Source organism: Acidovorax sp. (assembly GCF_034519795.1).
Classification (GTDB): Bacteria; Pseudomonadota; Gammaproteobacteria; order Burkholderiales; family Burkholderiaceae_C; genus Acidovorax.
Map to the genome: position 1 here is coordinate 120,556 of NZ_JAXHOB010000030.1, position 16,609 is coordinate 137,164.

The window sequence follows — 16,609 nt, forward strand, 5'->3', positions numbered from 1 at the left end:
CGCCATGCGAGCCTTGGCGGATACACAACGGACCGCTCCACCATGAACCGCCTTCCCCGCACCCCACGCCCGCTGACCAACCTGCTGCAGGGCAACGCCCCCGAGAACGATGCCCCGGCCGACCCGGCCCATGGCAGCCGCCGCAGCTTCGTGCGCCAGCTGGCGCTCGGTGCCGCCGCACTGGGCACCCTGCCCTTGGCGGCCTGCGGCGGCAGCGACGAGGCGCCCGAGGTGCGCTTTGCACATGGCGTGGCCAGCGGCGACCCGCTGAGCGACCGCGTCATCCTGTGGACGCGCGTCACGCCGCCCGCCAACCACAGCGCCGACATCCCCGTGCGCTGGGAAGTGGCCAGCGACCCCGCCTTTGCCACCCTGGTGGCGCAGGGCACGGCGTCCGCCACCGCGGCCCGCGACTTCACCGTGAAGGTGGATGCCACGGGGCTGAGGCCGGCCACCGCCTACTACTACCGCTTCACGGCCTATGCCGCCGCCTCGGCCACGGCGCGCACGCGCACCCTGCCGACCGGCAGCGTGTCCCAGGTGCGCCTGGCCGTGTTCTCCTGCGCCAACTACCCTGCCGGGTACTTCAACGTGTATGCAGAGGCGGCGCGCCGCAACGACCTGGACGCCACCGTGCACCTGGGCGACTACGTGTACGAATATGCCCGGGGCGGCTACGCATCGGCCAACGCCGAGCAGTTGGGCCGCCTGTCCCAGCCTGCGGGCGAAATCCTGTCGCTGGCCGACTACCGCACGCGCCACGCCCAGTACAAGAGCGATACCGACCTGCAGGCCCTGCATGCCGCCGCCCCCATGATCGCGGTGTGGGACGACCACGAGATCACCAACGACACCTGGGCCAGCGGGGCCGAGAACCACCAGAGCGCGACCGAAGGCAGCTTTGCCGCGCGCAAGGCCGTGGCCCTGCAGGCCTACCACGAGTGGATGCCCACCCGCAACGCGCAGCCCGAGCTGATCTACCGCAGCTTTGCCTTCGGCGACCTGGTGGCGTTGCACATGCTCGATACGCGCGTGATCGGGCGCGACGAACAGGCCGACTACACCCGCTTCTTCACGGCCAGCGGCTTCGATGCCGCAGGTTTCACCGCTGCCGTGGGCGCCCCCACGCGCCAGCTCCTGGGCAGCACGCAGACCCAGTGGCTGCAGCAGCAGATGGCGGCATCGTCCGCCACCTGGCAGGTGCTGGGCCAGCAGGTGCTGATGGGCCGCATGAACATCCCCGCCCCCATCCTCATCGACACCCTGCAACCCGGAGCCGGCGTGGGCGTGTCCCAGTACGCGGCGATGGTGGCCAAGGCGCAGGCGGCACCCGCCACGCTGACCGCCACCGAAAAGGGCGTGCTGGCCCAGCCTTCGATCCCGTACAACCTCGATGCCTGGGACGGCTACCAGGCCGCACGCGAAACCGTGCTGGGCATAGCGCGCGGCCTGAACAAGAACCTGGTGGTGCTGTCGGGCGACACGCACAACGCCTGGGCCAACGAGCTGGCCGACATGGGGGGCAATGCCGTGGGGGTGGAGTTCGCCACCTCGTCCGTCACATCCCCCGGCTTCGAAGACTACCTGCCCAAGGAAAACCCCGCCGTGCTGGCGGGCGCCCTGCAGCAACTGATCCAGCCGCTCAAGTACTGCGACACCTCGCGCCGCGGCTACATGCTGCTCACCGTCACGCCCACCGAGTGCCGCGCCGACTGGGTCTACGTGAACACCATCACCAGCCGCAGCTACACCGCCAGCACCGACAAGTCGCTCAAGGTGCTGGCCGGCGCCACCGGGCGCGGGCGCATCGTGCCGGTATGACGTGAAACGCCCCCTGAGTCGCTTCGCGCCTTCCCCCTCTCTCATATTGCTTCGCAATCTGGGAGGGGGACGCCCCCAGCGCAAGGGCTGGATACGCCGCCTTCGCGGCGGGGCGGCCCTTGCGCGGGGGCACTGGCCTTGGCCGCGCCAGTTTCATGCGTCGAGGGCGGTGCGCAGCGCAACGAACAACTGATATCGCCTGCGGGCGGGCCCAAAGAGGCAAGGCGGCCTGGGCCGCCTTTTTTTCCCGTGTGCAAGGAGCGATGCGAAGGCATCGCCACAGGCTCAATGGCGGAAATGGCGCACGCCAGAAAACACCATGGACACGCCGCGCTCGTTCGCAGCGTCGATGACTTCGTTGTCGCGCATGGAGCCGCCGGGCTGGATCACGCAGGTGGCACCGGCATCGACCACGACATCCAGGCCGTCGCGGAAGGGGAAGAAGGCGTCGCTGGCCACCACGGTGCCCTGCAGGGACAGGTTGGCGTGGCCGGCCTTGATGCTGGCGATGCGGGCCGAGTCGAGGCGGCTCATCTGGCCGGCGCCCACGCCCATGGTCATGCCGCCCTTGCAGAAGACGATGGCATTGCTCTTGACGTACTTGGCCACCTTCCAGGCGAACAGCAGGTCTTCCATCTCTTCGAGCGTGGGTTGCTTCTTCGTCACGACCTTGAGGTCGATCAGCGACAGCTCATGGTTGTCGGCGGTCTGCAGCAGCAGGCCCGAGCCGATGCGCTTGGCATCCATGGCGTTGCGGCCGCGCTGCCAGTCGGTCGTACCGCCATGCGCGGGCAGCGCGATCTTGAGCAGGCGCACATTGGCCTTGGCCTTGAACACTTCCAGGGCCTCGGCCGTGAAATCGGGGGCCATGAGCACCTCGACGAACTGCTTGGAGATCTGCTGCGCGGCCTTGCCGTCCACCGGGCGGTTGAAGGCGATGATGCCGCCGAAGGCGCTGGTGGGGTCGGTCTGGAAGGCCTTGCCATAGCTGTCCAGGGCGTCCAGGCCCACGGCCACGCCGCAGGGGTTGGCATGCTTGACGATGACGCAGGCCGGGATCTCGAAGCTTTTGACGCATTCCCACGCGGCATCGGCATCGGCGATGTTGTTGTACGACAGCTCCTTGCCCTGCAGTTGCACACCGGTAACCAGCGAGCCGGGTGCGGGGTACAGATCGCGGTACAGCGCGGCCTGCTGGTGGGCGTTCTCGCCGTAGCGCAGGTCCTGCACCTTGGTGAAGATGCCGTTGCTCTGGCCGGCGAACTGGGCGCGCGCGGGCACGTAGGTTTCGGACAGCTTCTCTTCCTCGAAGCGGACGGAGGAAAGGTAGTCGCTGATCGCGCCGTCGTACTGGGCGATGCGGTTGAACGCGGCCACCGACAGCGCGAAGCGCAGCTTGTCCGAGAGCTTGCCCGATGCCTTGAGTTCTTCGAGCACGGCGGGGTACTGCGAGGCGTCGGTCAGCACGCCCACGTCCTTCCAGTTCTTGGCAGCGCTGCGCACCATGGCGGGGCCGCCGATGTCGATGTTCTCGATGGCATCGGCCAGCGTGCAGCCGGCCTTGGCCACGGTGGACTCGAAGGGGTAGAGGTTGACCACCAGCAGATCGATGGTGTCGATGCCATGTGCCTTGAGCGCGGCCATGTGCTCGGGCAACTCGCGGCGCGCCAGCAGGCCGCCGTGCACCTTGGGGTGCAGGGTCTTCACGCGGCCGTCCAGCATCTCGGGGAACTGCGTGACCTCGGCCACCTCGGTCACGGGCAGGCCCTGGTCGGCCAGGAGCTTGGCCGTGCCGCCGGTGGACAGCAGCTTGATGCCCAGCGCATGCAGCGCCTGGGCAAATTCAACGATGCCGGTTTTGTCGGAGACGGAAAGAAGTGCGTTCATGGCGGGTCGGTGGAGTAGTGTGGATTCGGACGGGTGGGTGCGGCTCGGGGCCGCCGCACCGGATGGGTGGTACCGGAGAGCGCGGGTGATCGGCGCCCTAAAGCAGCTTGTGCTCCACCAGCTTCTTGCGCAGGGTGTTGCGGTTCAGGCCCAGCCATTCGGCGGCCCGCGACTGGTTGTTGTCGGCTTGCTGCATCACGACTTCCAGCAGCGGGCGCTCGACCACGCGCACCAGCATGTCGTACATGCCATCGGGCGTCTCGCCCCCCAGGTCGCGAAAGTAGCCCTGCAGGCTCTCGCGCACGCACTCTTCAATATGTTTCTTGCTCATGCAGCCAATCCCTCTTGTTCTTCGCTGGGGTCCGCGTCGGCAGCCAGTGTGCTGGCAGCGGGAAAGCGGTCCATCTGCTGCGCCAGGGCATCCAGATAGTCCGCCACCGCCTGCCACTGGGCCGCGCAGTCCTCTATGGTGTTGATGTGTTGCCGAAAGGCTTCGCCGCCCGGCATGCTGCGCAGGTACCACGCAATGTGCTTGCGCGCGCTGCGCACCCCGGTCAGCTCGCCATACAGGCGGTAGTGGTCGTGCAGATGCTCGAGCAGCAGGCGCCGCACCTCGGCCACCAGCGGTGGTGCCAGGTGTTCGCCGGTAGCAAGGAAATGCCCGATCTCGCGGAAGATCCACGGCCGCCCTTGCGCCGCGCGGCCGATCATGATGGCATCGGCCCCGGTCGCGGCCAGCACCTCGCGCGCTTTCTCGGGTGAGGTGATGTCGCCATTGGCCACCACCGGCACGCGCACCGCCGCCTTCACGGCGGCGATGGTGTCGTACTCGGCCTGGCCCTTGTAGCCCTGCTCGCGCGTGCGCCCGTGCACCGTGAGCATCTGGATCCCCACGGCCTCGAACTGGCGCGCCAGCGCCACGGCATTCTTGTGCTCCTGGCACCAGCCGGTGCGCATCTTGAGCGTGACGGGCACCTTGTGCGGCGCACAGGCCTCGACCACCGCCTGCGCGATGGACACGGCCAGCGCCTCGTCCTGCATCAGGGCGGAACCCGCCCACTTGTTGCACACCTTCTTGGCCGGGCAGCCCATGTTGATGTCGATGATCTGCGCGCCGCGCTCCACGTTGTAGACCGCGGCCTCGGCCATCATCTGCGCCTCGGTGCCGGCGATCTGCACCGCAATGGGCCCAGGCTCCCCTTCGTGGTTGGCCCGGCGCGAGGTCTTGAGGCTGTTCCACAGGTCCTTGCGCGAGGTCACCATTTCGCTCACGGCGTAGCCCGCCCCCAGCGCCTTGCACAGTTGGCGGAATGGCCGGTCCGTGACGCCCGCCATGGGGGCGACGAACAGCTGGTTCGCCAAAGGAATGTGGCCGATGTGCATGGAAGGATGGGGAGTGCGCGAACGTCGCGATTGCCGAAAAAGGAGGCAGGATTGTACCTGCTTAAAATTTCAGCAAATGAAATCTGCGCGACTTTTGGTGCGCACTTGTGCTGCAGTGCAGCATGGACCTCCTCTGCCCGGGGCAGGCACTGTCAGCGGGCGGCGAGATCGGTATCGCCGGCCTGTGCGGGCAGGCCGCGCTGGGCATAGTGCCACCAGGCGTCAGGCAGGTTGTCGAACTGGTGGCGCGCCATCAGCGCGCGCAGCCACTGGCGGTTGTGATGCACGTCGGGCGAGAAGTTCTGCGTGGCAGTTGCCAGCACCCCGGAGGGCGTGCCCATGTCCACCTCGCCACCATCGGCCAGGGGGCCGCGCACGGCCTTGCTGGCGCGCAGGCCGTCGACCACGACCACCTGCACCACCCAGGCACCGGTCGCTGTATTGCACTGTGCCTTGAGTGCCATGCCCTGGGCCTTGAGGCCGTCTTCCACCGAGCGCAGGGCTGCAGGCTGGCCGCTGGCACCACAGCCGCGCTCCTGCACCAGGCTGGCCGCGCCGGGCAGCGCCTGCTGGGGCACGGCCGCCTGCGGGCTCTGCACACAGGCCGCCAGCAGTGCAGCCGCCGCCAGCGACAGCCAGGGGCTGCGGTGGGGTGCGGTGGTGGGGGTGCGGGGAATGGTGTGCATGGGGCCTCCTGCTTGAGCGGTAGCGTTGATGAACGATACAAACACCCCCTGCCAGGGGCCATGCGCAGATGGCGCGCACCGGCGTAGGACAGAACCTTCACCCGGTTTTTCGTGCGTGCTGCGCCCCTAAACTCCGGTGCATGGAAATATGGATGCACCAGCTGATGCAATGGCTGGCCCTGCCGCAGTTCGGCCTGAGCACCGTCTTCGTCGTTTCGTTCATCTCGGCGACGCTGCTGCCGCTGGGCTCCGAGCCGGCGGTGTTCGGCCTCATCAAGCTGAACCCGGAGATGTACTGGCCCGCCATTCTGGTGGCGACGGTGGGCAATACCCTGGGCGGCGGGGTCAGCTGGTGGATGGGCCTGGGGGCCCACAAGGCCGTGGACCGGGCCCGCGGCCATGCGACCAACGTGCGCGCGCTGGCCTGGCTGGAACGTTTCGGCGCGCGCGCCTGCCTGCTCAGTTGGCTGCCCGTGGTGGGCGACCCGCTGTGCGCCGTGGCCGGCTGGCTCAAGCTGCCTTTCTGGCCCTGCCTGGCCTATATGGCAGTGGGCAAGTTCATGCGTTACCTGGTGATGACCACCGTGCTGCTGCACTTCATGCCAGGGCAACTGGGCACCTGAGCGATCAGGGTGCGGGGGTCCCCAGGAAGTCTCTTTCGGAGCCCATGGGCGTGATGGACGAGTCGCCCTTGGAAACGGGTTCCTCCACCACCACCTGGTTGCGCCCGCCTTCCTTGGCCATGTACATGGCGGTGTCGGCGCGCGAGAAGAATTCGAGCACCGACTCGCCCAGGATGTACTGCGTGACGCCGATGGACACCGACACCCGGCTCTTGAGCGCGCCCGTCCAGGCGTGCGACTCGACGTGCGCGCGGATGCGCTCGCAGGTGTTGAGCGCCGGCAGCAGCGAGGTGCCCGGGAAGATCAGCAGAAACTCCTCGCCACCGTAGCGCCCGAAGATATCGCCGGCACGCACGTTGTCCTGCGCCACGCGCGAGAAAGTGCGCAGCACCTCGTCGCCGCCCAGGTGGCCGAGTTCGTCGTTGATGCGCTTGAAATGGTCCAGGTCGATCACCGCCAGGCACAGCGGGATGCCGCTTTCATCGGCGAGCTGCTTTTGCTCTTCGAGCGCGGCCACCGTGTAGCGCCGGTTGAAGCAGCCCACCAGCGTGTCGCGCTGGGCGTCTTCCTGGATGTTGCGGATCTTGCGGCTGGCGCGGTGCAGCACGCGGTGCAGCTTCTGCACCTTGCCGATCAGCAGGATGAAGGCCGGCAGTGCCAGCGCCAGCGCCAGCCAGTGCGCCAGCTCCAGCCGCAGCAGTGCCGGGTTGCCTTGCTCGGCGTAGTGCACGGCAATGACCAGGGCGTAGCCCGCCATCAGCATGCCGGCCAGGGCCATGAGCGCGCGGCCCGACACCCGGTACATGGCATAGGCGACGACGATGAAGGCGAACGGCGCCATCAGGATCTGCAGGATGGGGTCGAGGTAGCAGATCAGCAGCAGACCCGCGCAGGCCACCATGGAAATCGGCAGCTTGAGCTGCTTTTCCTTGGCGCGGTGGTGCAGCCCCAGCGCAAACGCCAGGGCAAAGCCCGGGACGCACACGGCCACCAGCGCCAGCGCGACGAACACGGTGCGCGCCTGCACCAGGTCCATGGCATGAAAGCCCAGCAGGGCCAGGAAGTACAGCGCGATCAGGCCGCTGGCCACCCACCAGCGCCGTGCGGCGGCGCTGTCGCGCGGCTGGCCCGAGAGGTCCATTTCGCGGCGCGAGTGGTGGCGCTGCGCGGCGGCCGTCTCGTCGCTGGAGTCATCGAACTCCAGGATGGCATCCGTCAGCGGAAAGGCGTCCGTGTTGGCAAACAGCGGCTTCTTGCGCCCGAAGAGCGTCGTGAAAGGGGAGGTGGCGCCCATGGTGGTCTGTGCACTTGGTTGGAAACGTTCGTTTTTTCAGTCAATGGACAGCCAGCAGGGCCTTGCCGCACACCCATGGCGCACGCACCCCAGTCGAGGGCCCCGATCACGGGACCCGGTATTTTAGGTACAGCCTATCGCCATCACCCCCGTGTTTTCCAGTAGCCACCGCATCAGCGGCCTGCCGCTACACCTGCGGCCCCTGACCGCAGCTGCCACCAGCCCTCCAGGCTGTAGACGAGCAATGCCGCCCAGATAAGCACGAAACCTGCCAGCCGCGCCGGCTGCAGGGGCTCATGGAACAGCCAGACACCCAGGCCGAACTGCAGGCTCGGCGAAATGTACTGAAGAATGCCCAGCGTGGCCAGGGGCAGGCGGCGCGCACCGGCGGCGAACAGCAGCAGCGGAATGGCCGTGAGCGGCCCCGCCAGCGCCAGCCAGCCGATGGCGGCAGCATCGCCCTGCACCAGCACGCCCTGCCCCTGCCAGGCCCACCAGGCCATGGCGCCAAAAGCCAGGGGCGCGAGCATCAGCGTCTCCAGCGCCAGGCCTTCGAGCGCGCCCAACGGGGCCAGCTTGCGCAGCAGGCCATAAATTCCGAAAGTGAGTGCCAACACCAATGCAATCCACGGCAGCCGGCCCGTTTGCACCGTAAGCCACAGCACACCGGCGGCCGCCACGGCCACCGCCGCCCACTGCCCGCGCCGGGGCCGCTCGTGCAGAAAGAAAAAGCCCATGGCCACGTTGACCAGCGGCAGGATGAAGTAGCCCAGGCTGGCATCGACCACATGCTGGTTCTGCACCGCCCACACATAGGTCAGCCAGTTGGAAGAGAGCAGCAGTGCCGACAGCCCGAAGGCCAGCACCACCCGGGGCTGGCGCAGCAGCGCCTGCAGCCAGGCCCACTGCCGGCGCAGGCCCAGCACCACCAGCAGGAACAGGAGCGCCCAGGCGGTGCGGTGCACCACCACTTCGAGCGCCGGCACCTCGGCCACCTGGCGGAAGTACACAGGCAGCAGGCCCCAGGCGACATAGGCCAGGCTGGCGTAGAGGATTCCGGTGTTCATGGGGGGATCAGGGATGACAACTGGCCGCGAGCGCATAAAAAATCCCTGCAAGCCCAGGGCACTGCAGGGATGCGGGGCAGGAACCAGGGGCGCCCGCCGGGGAATCTGCCAGGGGTCAGAGGCTGGGAGTTTTTTGGCCGTGTCCGAAAGGCGCGTCAAAACGCCCTGGATCTAGGCGCAAAGCACAGCCATAGCTCGGGCTATGGCGAGCATTTGCAACGACGAGCCGGGGTGTTTTGGCGTGCAAGGCGGGCATGGACGAAAGACTCTCAGCCTCTCAGACGTTGAACAGGAAGTTCAGCACGTCGCCGTCCTTGACGACATATTCCTTGCCTTCGGCGCGCATCTTGCCCGCATCCTTGGCACCCTGCTCACCCTTGAGCGCGATGTAGTCGTCGAAGGCGATGGTCTGCGCGCGGATGAAGCCGCGCTCGAAGTCGCCATGGATCACGCCGGCCGCCTGGGGCGCCGTGTCGCCGATGTGGATGGTCCATGCGCGCACTTCCTTCACGCCGGCGGTGAAGTAGGTCTGCAGGCCCAGCAGCTTGAAGGCGCCGCGGATCAGGCGGGCCAGGCCCGGCTCGGTCTGGCCCATCTCGGCCAGGAACATGTCGCGGTCCTCGTCGCTCATCTCGGCCATCTCGGCTTCCATCTTGGCGCAGATGGCCACCACGGGGGCGTTCTGGCTGGCCGCGTATTCCTTGAGGCGGTCCAGGAAGGGGTTGTTCTCGAAACCGTCCTCGCTCACGTTGCCCACGAACATCGCGGGCTTGGCCGTGATCAGGCACAGCGACTTGAGCAGGGGCTGCTCTTCCTTGGTGATCTCGACCGAGCGGGCGGGCTTGCCTTCGTTGAGGGCGGCCTGGATGCGCGTGAGCAGCGCCACCAGCTTGGCGGCGTCCTTGTCGTTGCCCGACTTGGCGGCCTTGCTGTAGCGGTTCAGGGCCTTGTCCACGGTGCCCAGGTCGGCCAGGCACAGCTCGGTCTGGATGACCTCGATGTCCGAGATCGGGTCCACGCGGCCGGCCACGTGGATCACGTTGTCGTCCTCGAAGCAGCGCACCACGTTGACGATGGCGTCGGTTTCGCGGATGTGGGCCAGGAACTGGTTACCGAGGCCCTCACCCTGGCTGGCACCCGCCACCAGGCCGGCAATGTCCACGAACTCGACGATGGCCGGCACGATGCGCTCGGGCGAAATGATCTGGGCCAGCTGGGCCAGGCGCGGATCGGGCACCTCGACCACGCCCACGTTGGGTTCGATGGTGCAGAACGGGTAGTTCTCGGCGGCGATGCCGGCCTTGGTCAGCGCGTTGAAGAGGGTGGACTTGCCGACGTTGGGCAGGCCCACGATGCCGCATTGGAGGCTCATGGCAGGGCTTTCTGGAATTCGGGAGACAAACCCCGATTTTACGGGCCTGCCGCGCACCCCACCTCCAGCACCCAGGACAAGCCCTCAATCGAAGCGCAGATCGGCCGCCACGCGCTGGCCCACGCGCAGCATCTGGCCCGCGCCCTGGCGCACGATGGCGTTCATGCCGAAGGTGATGGCGCCATCCAGGCGCTTGTCCTGGCGGTAGGCGCGCAGGGTGTCGCCCACCGCTGGCGTGCTCTCGGCCGTGGCGGGGTCGATGTCGGGGATGGGGCAGCGCGCGCAGGGCTTGACGGGCACGAGCTGCAGCTCGCCGCCCTCGGCGTCGATGCGGATCTGGTCCACGCGGTCCTCGTCGTGCGCCTCCACGCCGGCAAGCACCACGTTGGGGCGAAAGCGCTCGATGCCCACGGGCGCGTGGCCGGCGGCGGCCAGGCGTTCGTTGAGGCTGTCCATCGAGGCCTCGCTGGCCACCAGCACCGGAAAGCCGTCGGCGAACTGGTTGGGCGCCTCCACCCCGCCGGTCCAGTCCATGCTGGACAGGCGGCGCACCTCAGGGTCGAAGCGCACCAGGCGGCAGGGGGTACCCAGGAAGTCGGTGAACCACTGGGCGGCCACGGGGCCCATGTCCCAGGCGGGCACACTGTCGCGCCACACCGTCACGGTCATGGGCTCTTCCACCACATCGATGCCCACATGCAGCGCCAGCATGCCGGGGGCGCGCAGCACCATCTCCTCGGTCTTGAGCTGGGGGCGGATCAGCGCCATGCGCGGCAGCTCGCGCTGGGTGATGAACTGGCCCTGGGGGTCGACGACCATCCAGGCGCGGTCCAGGTCCAGGCCGGTCTCGGTGAGCAGGGCCTCGCGCACCTCGATGCCGGCGCAGGACTTGATGGGGTAGACGAACAGGCGGGCGATGGTGCCGGACAGGTCGGATTCGGTGCTGAAGCTCACGCGGCGGCGCTCCTGGTGAAGAACGGACAGGGAAAGGCCCCAATTCTGCACTGCCCCTGCAGGCAGCGCCCCCGCTCCTACAATGGCCTGCATGGCGCATACCTTTGATATCTGTATTCGTGGCGCGGGCATCGTGGGCCGCACCCTGGCCCTGCTGCTGGCGCGCGAGCGGCTGCGCGTGGCCCTGGTGGCCGGCCCGGCCCCGGCGACAGGCGCCACCTCGGACGTGCGGGCCTATGCGCTCAACAGCGCTTCGCGCAACCTGCTGGAGGGCCTGCGCAGTTGGCCCGACGCAACACATGCCACGCCGGTCACCACCATGCAGGTGGCGGGCGACCAGGGCGGCGCCGTGCGCTTTGACGCGCAGGCCCAGGGTGTGGACGCCCTGGCCTGGATCGTGGACGTGCCGGCCCTGGAGACCCGCCTGGCCGAGGCCGTGCGCTACCAGCCCCAGGTCGAGACGCTCAGCGAGCCGGTGGACGCCGCGCTGACCGTGGTCTGCGAAGGCCGCGCCAGCCAGACGCGTGCCGAGTTTGGGGTGGAATTCGAGGTCACCCCCTATGAACAGCACGCCATTGCCACGCGCCTGACCTGCGAGCTGCCGCACGGCCAGGTGGCGCGCCAGTGGTTTTTGCCCGATGGCATCCTGGCCTTTCTGCCCCTGGGCGGACCCGAAGGGAACTCTGTGGCGGTCGTGTGGTCTGTTCAGAAGGAACGGGTGCCGGGTTTGCTGGCGCTGGCCCCCGAGGAATTCACAGAGCGGCTGGAAACGGCGAGCCAGCGGACGCTGGGCCGCCTGCAACTGGCGGGCGAGCGCGCCTGCTGGCCGCTGCAGCAGGCGCGTGCCGAGCGCTGGTGCGGTGCCCTGCCCCCCAAGGGCAAGCAACTGCGCAGTTTTGTGCTGGCCGGCGATGCGGCGCACAACGTGCACCCGCTGGCAGGCCAGGGGCTGAACCTGGGCCTGGCCGATGCCCAGGCACTGGCCGGGCTGCTGCACGGGCGGGACTACTGGCGCAGCGTGGCCGACCCCAAGCTGCTGCGCCGCTACGAGAGGGAGCGCAAGGCTGCGCTGCTGCCGATGGGGCTGGCCACCGACGGGCTGCAGCAGCTGTTCGCGCGCCAGGATGGCCCCTGGCAGGCGCTGCGCAACTGGGGCATGAAGGGCTTCGAGCGCAGCGGGCCGATCAAGAATTTCGTGGCCCGCCAGGCCATGGGGATGCATTGACCCACCCACCGACAACCAGGGCCTGCACTCATCCGCAGGCCCGCCACACCGAATCCTAGCGAACGAGAACACCATGAAACTGATTTCCACCGTACTGGCTGGCGCCGCGCTGGCCTTGCTCGGCCTGTCGTCGGCCGTGGCCCAGGAGGCGGCCATCCGCAAGGCCCTGGCCGAGCGCATTCCGCAGATGAAGCAGATCGACGAGGTCAGCCCCACGGCCATGCAGGGGCTGTACGAGGTGCGCATCGGCACCGACGTGTTCTACACCGATGCCAAGGGCAACTACCTGATCCAGGGCGAGCTGATCGACACCAAGGCGCGCCGCAACCTGACGGAAGACCGCATCGCCAAGATCACGGCCGTGGACTTCTCGGCCCTGCCGATCAAGGACGCCTTCACCATCGTGCGCGGCGACGGCAAGCGCAAGGTGGCGGTGTTCGAGGACCCCAACTGCGGCTACTGCAAGCGCTTCGAGCGCGACATGCAGAAGGTGGACAACGTGACGGTGTACCTGTTCCTGTACCCCATCCTGAGCCCCGATTCGGCCGAGAAGTCGCGCAACATCTGGTGCGCCAAGGACAAGGTCGCCGCCTGGCAGGACATGATGGTGCGCGACAAGAACCCGGCGCCCGCAAGCTGCGACACCAATGCGCTGCAGCGCAACCTTGCGTTCGGCAAGAAGCACAAGATCACCGGCACGCCGACCCTGATCTTTGCCGACGGCATCCGCGTGCCGGGCGCCATCGGCGCGCAGGATGTGGAAAAGCGCCTGGCGGAAGCCGCCGAGACCCCCACGACGAACTGACCGTCACCGACAGGACGCACCGGGACACCGTGCCCGGCAGCCCCTGATTTCGAACCGAGCGGGTCAGGCCCCTCCCCGAGGTGCCCCGGCCCCGCGCCACGCAAAGCACCGCCCATGGCCACCCAGCGCACCGAAGACACGTCCCACGCCCCCGTTCATTACCGCATCGAACCGGCAGACCTCAACGCCCACCTGTTCTCGGTCACCCTCACGGTCGCGGCGCCCGCCGAGCGCCAGGAACTGTCGCTGCCGGTGTGGATCCCCGGCAGCTACCTGGTGCGCGAGTTCTCGAAGAACCTGCAGCAGCTGCAGGCGCGCCAGGGCCGGCGCATGGTGCCACTGGCCCAGCTCGAAAAGAACCGCTGGCAGGTGGAGTGCCGCCCCGGCCAGCCCCTGGTGCTGACCTACCAGGTCTGCGCCTACGACAACTCGGTGCGCACCGCCTGGCTGGACGCGGCGCGCGGCTTCTTCAACGGCACCAGCCTGTGCCTGCGCGTACAGGGCCAGGAAGACGGCGAGCACACGCTGGAGGTGGCCAGCACGGCCGCCACCGCGCACTGGTCCGTCGCCACGGGGCTCACGGCCCGGGCCACCGACAAGGCGGGCTTTGGCACCTATGGCGCCGCGCACTACGACGAACTCGTGGACTGCCCGGTGGAGATGGGCACCTTCTGGAGCGGCCGCTTCACGGCCGGCGGGGTGGCGCACCGCTTCGTGGTGGCGGGGGCGGCGCCCTCGTTCGACGGCAAGCGCCTGCTGGCCGATACGCAGAAGATCTGCGAGACGGCCATGGCCTTCTGGCATGGCGACAAGGGCAAGGCCCCGTTCAAGAGCTACCTGTTCATGCTCAACGCCGTGGGCGACAGCTATGGCGGGCTGGAGCACACCAACTCCACCGCGCTGATCTGCGGCCGCCGCGACCTGCCGCGCCAGGGCGAGGCGCGCGCCAGCGACGGCTACACCACACTGCTGGGCCTGATCAGCCACGAGTATTTCCACACCTGGAACGTCAAGCGCCTGCGCCCGGCGGAACTCGCCCGCTACGACTACGGCCAGGAGAACTACACCCAGTTGCTGTGGTTCTTCGAGGGCTTCACGAGCTACTACGACGACCTGCTGCTGCGCCGTGCAGGCCTGATCGACGATGCGGCCTACCTGCGGCTGATCACCAAGACCGTCAACCAGGTGCTGCAGACGCCTGGGCGCCACGTGCAGACGGTGGCCCAGGCCAGCTTCGATGCCTGGGTCAAGTACTACCGCCAGGACGAGAACACGCCCAACTCCACGGTGAGCTACTACACCAAGGGATCGCTGGTCGGCCTGTGCCTGGACCTGGCCCTGCGGCGCGAGGGCAAGACCACGCTGGACGAGGTGATGCGCGCGCTGTGGCAGCGCACCGAGGGCGGCCCGATGACCGAGGCCGACCTGCGCGCGGTGCTCCAGGAGCTGGCGCACCGGCCGTTCGATGCCGAGATCAATGCCTGGGTGCACAGCACGGGCGAGCTGCCCCTGGCCGAGCTGCTGGCCGCCCATGGCGTGCTGCTCAAGGCCGAGCGCCCGCAGCTGGCGCAGCGGCTGGGCCTGCGCGTGGCCGAAAACCACAGCGTGCAGGTCAAGACCGTGCTGCGCGGCGGCGCGGCCGAAAAGGCCGGGATCGCCGCAGGCGACGAGTGGCTGGGCGTGCTGGTGGACGGACAGGGCTGGCGCGTGCAAAAGCTCGACGATGTGGCCTTCTATGCGGGCACCGGGCACAAGCTGGTGGCCGTGGTGGCGCGCGATGGCCGGCTGCTGCAGCTGCCGCTGGCGCTGCCGGCCGATGCGGCCGAGCGCAAGGGCGTGCCCCCCGACACCATCAGCCTGGGCATCTCCAACAGCGCCTCCGTAGGCCACTGGCTGGCCTGAGGCCCCGCTTGGGTATAGTCCTCCGGCACAGAGCAACTGACACACCAACAACCACAGGAGATCCGATTCCATGGCCTACGAAACCATTGAAGTGCGCACCGAAGCCGAGAAGGTCGGCATCGTCACCCTCAACCGCCCCAAGCAGCTCAACGCGCTCAACGACCAGTTGATGGACGAGCTGGGCCAGGCCCTCAAGGCCTTCGATGCCGACGAGAAGATCGGCTGCGTGATCGTGACCGGCAGCGAGCGCGCGTTCGCCGCGGGTGCCGACATCGGTGCCATGGCCAAGTACAGCTTTGCCGACACCTACAAGGGCGACTACATCACGCGCAACTGGGAGACCATCCGCTCCATCCGCAAGCCGGTGATCGCGGCCGTGAGCGGCTTCGCCCTGGGCGGTGGCTGCGAGCTGGCGATGATGTGCGACTTCATCATCGCCGCCGACAACGCCAAGTTCGGCCAGCCCGAGATCAAGCTCGGCGTGATCCCCGGCGCCGGCGGCACGCAGCGCCTGCCGCGCGCGGTGGGCAAGTCCAAGGCCATGGACATGGCCCTCACCGGCCGCATGATGGATGCCACCGAGGCCGAACGTGCCGGCCTGGTCAGCCGCGTCGTGCCCTACGACAAGCTGGCCGACGAGGCGCTGGGCGCCGCGCTCATCATCGCGGGCTTCTCGCAGATCGCCGTGATGGCCGCCAAGGAATCGGTGAACCGCGCCTTCGAAGGCAGCCTGTCGGACGGCGTGATGTTCGAGCGCCGCCTGTTCCACGCCCTGTTCTCCACCCAGGACCAGAAGGAAGGCATGGACGCTTTCGTGAACAAACGCGCCGCGAACTTTACACACCAATAATTTTTGTTCTATAATTTCGGTCTGCGGTGGTATAGCTCAGTTGGTTAGAGCGCAGCATTCATAATGCTGATGTCGGTGGTTCAAGTCCACCTACCACCACCACATTCAAAAACCCGCTGCGCCCTGGCGCTGCGGGTTTTTTCTTGGGCCGGCGTTGTTTCGGCGCATGGTGTGTACGGTAAGGGCTTGTTCCGAAAGGCCTTTGCCAGTGCACCGGCCGGTAAAATCGCCTTCCCCACCTTGCTTCACAGCCTCTGGATACACACCATGAACCGCTGCACCCCTGCCCCGATTTCACAAGCCCGCAAAGGCCGATCCCCGTTGCGCGCCCTGGCCGCCGCCGGCCTGGCCGCGCTGCTGTGCGCCGCGGCCCCGGTACAGGCCCAGCAGGTGCCGGGCGGCATGGGCGAAATGCGCAATTTCCCCGACGCCTCGCTGCGCGGCAACCTGACCGTGCTGGCCGGCTCCGAGGCCAAGCTCAATGGCAACGCCATCCGCATGGCGCCGGGCATGCGCCTGTTCAGCCCGCAGAACACGCTGGTGATGCTGCACACGGTGCAGGGCCAGACTTTCAAGGTCAACTACCTGATCGAGAACAGCACCGGCATGCTGCTGTCCGCCTGGATCCTGACCCAGGGCGAGGCGGCCCAGCCACGCAAAGGTCCTGGGGACACGACCCAGTTCAACTTCCGCACCGACTCGGACCCGGTCAAGAAGTAAGCCCGGTCCCGGTGGGCCAC

At 67.7% G+C, this 16,609-nt stretch carries 15 protein-coding genes and 1 tRNA gene; 8 read left to right on the forward strand and 8 right to left on the reverse strand.

Annotation, left to right across the window (positions count from 1 at the left end; genetic code table 11):
• The first annotated feature begins 42 nt into the window (after positions 1-42).
• On the forward strand, positions 43-1,821 hold the full coding sequence (locus U5N23_RS29415) for an alkaline phosphatase D family protein (RefSeq protein WP_322596234.1): 1,779 nt from the start codon (positions 43-45) through the stop codon (positions 1,819-1,821).
• A gap of 285 nt (positions 1,822-2,106) precedes the next feature.
• Here the strand turns inward: U5N23_RS29415 and purH are convergent, their stop codons facing one another.
• The 4 genes from purH to U5N23_RS29435 all read right to left on the reverse strand — a co-directional run bounded on the left by purH (position 2,107) and on the right by U5N23_RS29435 (position 5,777).
• On the reverse strand, positions 2,107-3,708 hold the full coding sequence (gene purH, locus U5N23_RS29420) for a bifunctional phosphoribosylaminoimidazolecarboxamide formyltransferase/IMP cyclohydrolase (protein ID WP_322596235.1): 1,602 nt from the start codon (positions 3,706-3,708) through the stop codon (positions 2,107-2,109).
• Positions 3,709-3,805: 97 nt separating this feature from the next.
• Positions 3,806-4,039, reverse strand: coding sequence for a Fis family transcriptional regulator (locus tag U5N23_RS29425; RefSeq protein WP_015015597.1), 234 nt, complete (start codon positions 4,037-4,039; stop codon positions 3,806-3,808).
• Entirely contained in the window at positions 4,036-5,091 is a 1,056-nt protein-coding gene (dusB, locus tag U5N23_RS29430; protein ID WP_322596236.1) for a tRNA dihydrouridine synthase DusB, read from the reverse strand. The genes U5N23_RS29425 and dusB overlap by 4 nt, the downstream gene beginning before the upstream one ends.
• Before the next feature lie 152 nt (positions 5,092-5,243).
• Positions 5,244-5,777, reverse strand: coding sequence for a D-Ala-D-Ala dipeptidase (locus U5N23_RS29435; RefSeq protein ID WP_322596237.1), 534 nt, complete (start codon positions 5,775-5,777; stop codon positions 5,244-5,246).
• 152 nt (positions 5,778-5,929) lie between these two features.
• Between U5N23_RS29435 and U5N23_RS29440 the strand changes: the two genes are divergently transcribed.
• Positions 5,930-6,400, forward strand: a complete 471-nt coding sequence (locus U5N23_RS29440) for a YqaA family protein (protein ID WP_322596238.1) — start codon at positions 5,930-5,932, stop codon at positions 6,398-6,400.
• 4 nt (positions 6,401-6,404) lie between these two features.
• Here the strand turns inward: U5N23_RS29440 and U5N23_RS29445 are convergent, their stop codons facing one another.
• The 4 genes from U5N23_RS29445 to U5N23_RS29460 form a co-directional block, all read right to left on the reverse strand.
• The gene (locus U5N23_RS29445) at positions 6,405-7,694 is read right to left on the reverse strand and encodes a GGDEF domain-containing protein (protein ID WP_322596239.1); all 1,290 of its coding nucleotides are present in this window, start codon (positions 7,692-7,694) and stop codon (positions 6,405-6,407) included.
• Between the two features lie 173 nt (positions 7,695-7,867).
• Positions 7,868-8,761, reverse strand: coding sequence for an EamA family transporter RarD (gene rarD / locus U5N23_RS29450; protein WP_322596240.1), 894 nt, complete (start codon positions 8,759-8,761; stop codon positions 7,868-7,870).
• A 277-nt stretch (positions 8,762-9,038) separates the two neighbouring features.
• Complete coding sequence (gene ychF, locus U5N23_RS29455; protein ID WP_322596241.1) at positions 9,039-10,133, reverse strand: redox-regulated ATPase YchF; 1,095 nt, start codon at positions 10,131-10,133, stop codon at positions 9,039-9,041.
• A gap of 84 nt (positions 10,134-10,217) precedes the next feature.
• On the reverse strand, positions 10,218-11,087 hold the full coding sequence (locus tag U5N23_RS29460) for an MOSC domain-containing protein (RefSeq protein ID WP_322596242.1): 870 nt from the start codon (positions 11,085-11,087) through the stop codon (positions 10,218-10,220).
• A 91-nt stretch (positions 11,088-11,178) separates the two neighbouring features.
• Between U5N23_RS29460 and U5N23_RS29465 the strand changes: the two genes are divergently transcribed.
• The 6 genes from U5N23_RS29465 (at position 11,179) to U5N23_RS29490 (ending at position 16,589) form a co-directional block, all read left to right on the forward strand.
• Positions 11,179-12,312 (forward strand): FAD-dependent monooxygenase, encoded by a 1,134-nt coding sequence (locus U5N23_RS29465; RefSeq protein WP_322596243.1) that lies wholly within the window; start codon positions 11,179-11,181, stop codon positions 12,310-12,312.
• Between the two features lie 73 nt (positions 12,313-12,385).
• Positions 12,386-13,117, forward strand: coding sequence for a DsbC family protein (locus tag U5N23_RS29470; protein WP_322596244.1), 732 nt, complete (start codon positions 12,386-12,388; stop codon positions 13,115-13,117).
• Positions 13,118-13,231: 114 nt separating this feature from the next.
• Positions 13,232-15,019: a peptidase M61 gene (locus tag U5N23_RS29475; protein ID WP_322596245.1), complete on the forward strand. Its 1,788-nt coding sequence runs from the start codon at positions 13,232-13,234 to the stop codon at positions 15,017-15,019.
• 70 nt (positions 15,020-15,089) lie between these two features.
• Positions 15,090-15,869: an enoyl-CoA hydratase gene (locus tag U5N23_RS29480; RefSeq protein ID WP_322596246.1), complete on the forward strand. Its 780-nt coding sequence runs from the start codon at positions 15,090-15,092 to the stop codon at positions 15,867-15,869.
• A 25-nt stretch (positions 15,870-15,894) separates the two neighbouring features.
• A tRNA-Met gene (locus tag U5N23_RS29485) sits at positions 15,895-15,971 on the forward strand.
• Positions 15,972-16,136: 165 nt separating this feature from the next.
• The gene (locus tag U5N23_RS29490) at positions 16,137-16,589 is read left to right on the forward strand and encodes a hypothetical protein (RefSeq protein ID WP_322596247.1); all 453 of its coding nucleotides are present in this window, start codon (positions 16,137-16,139) and stop codon (positions 16,587-16,589) included.
• Positions 16,590-16,609 lie beyond the last annotated feature (20 nt).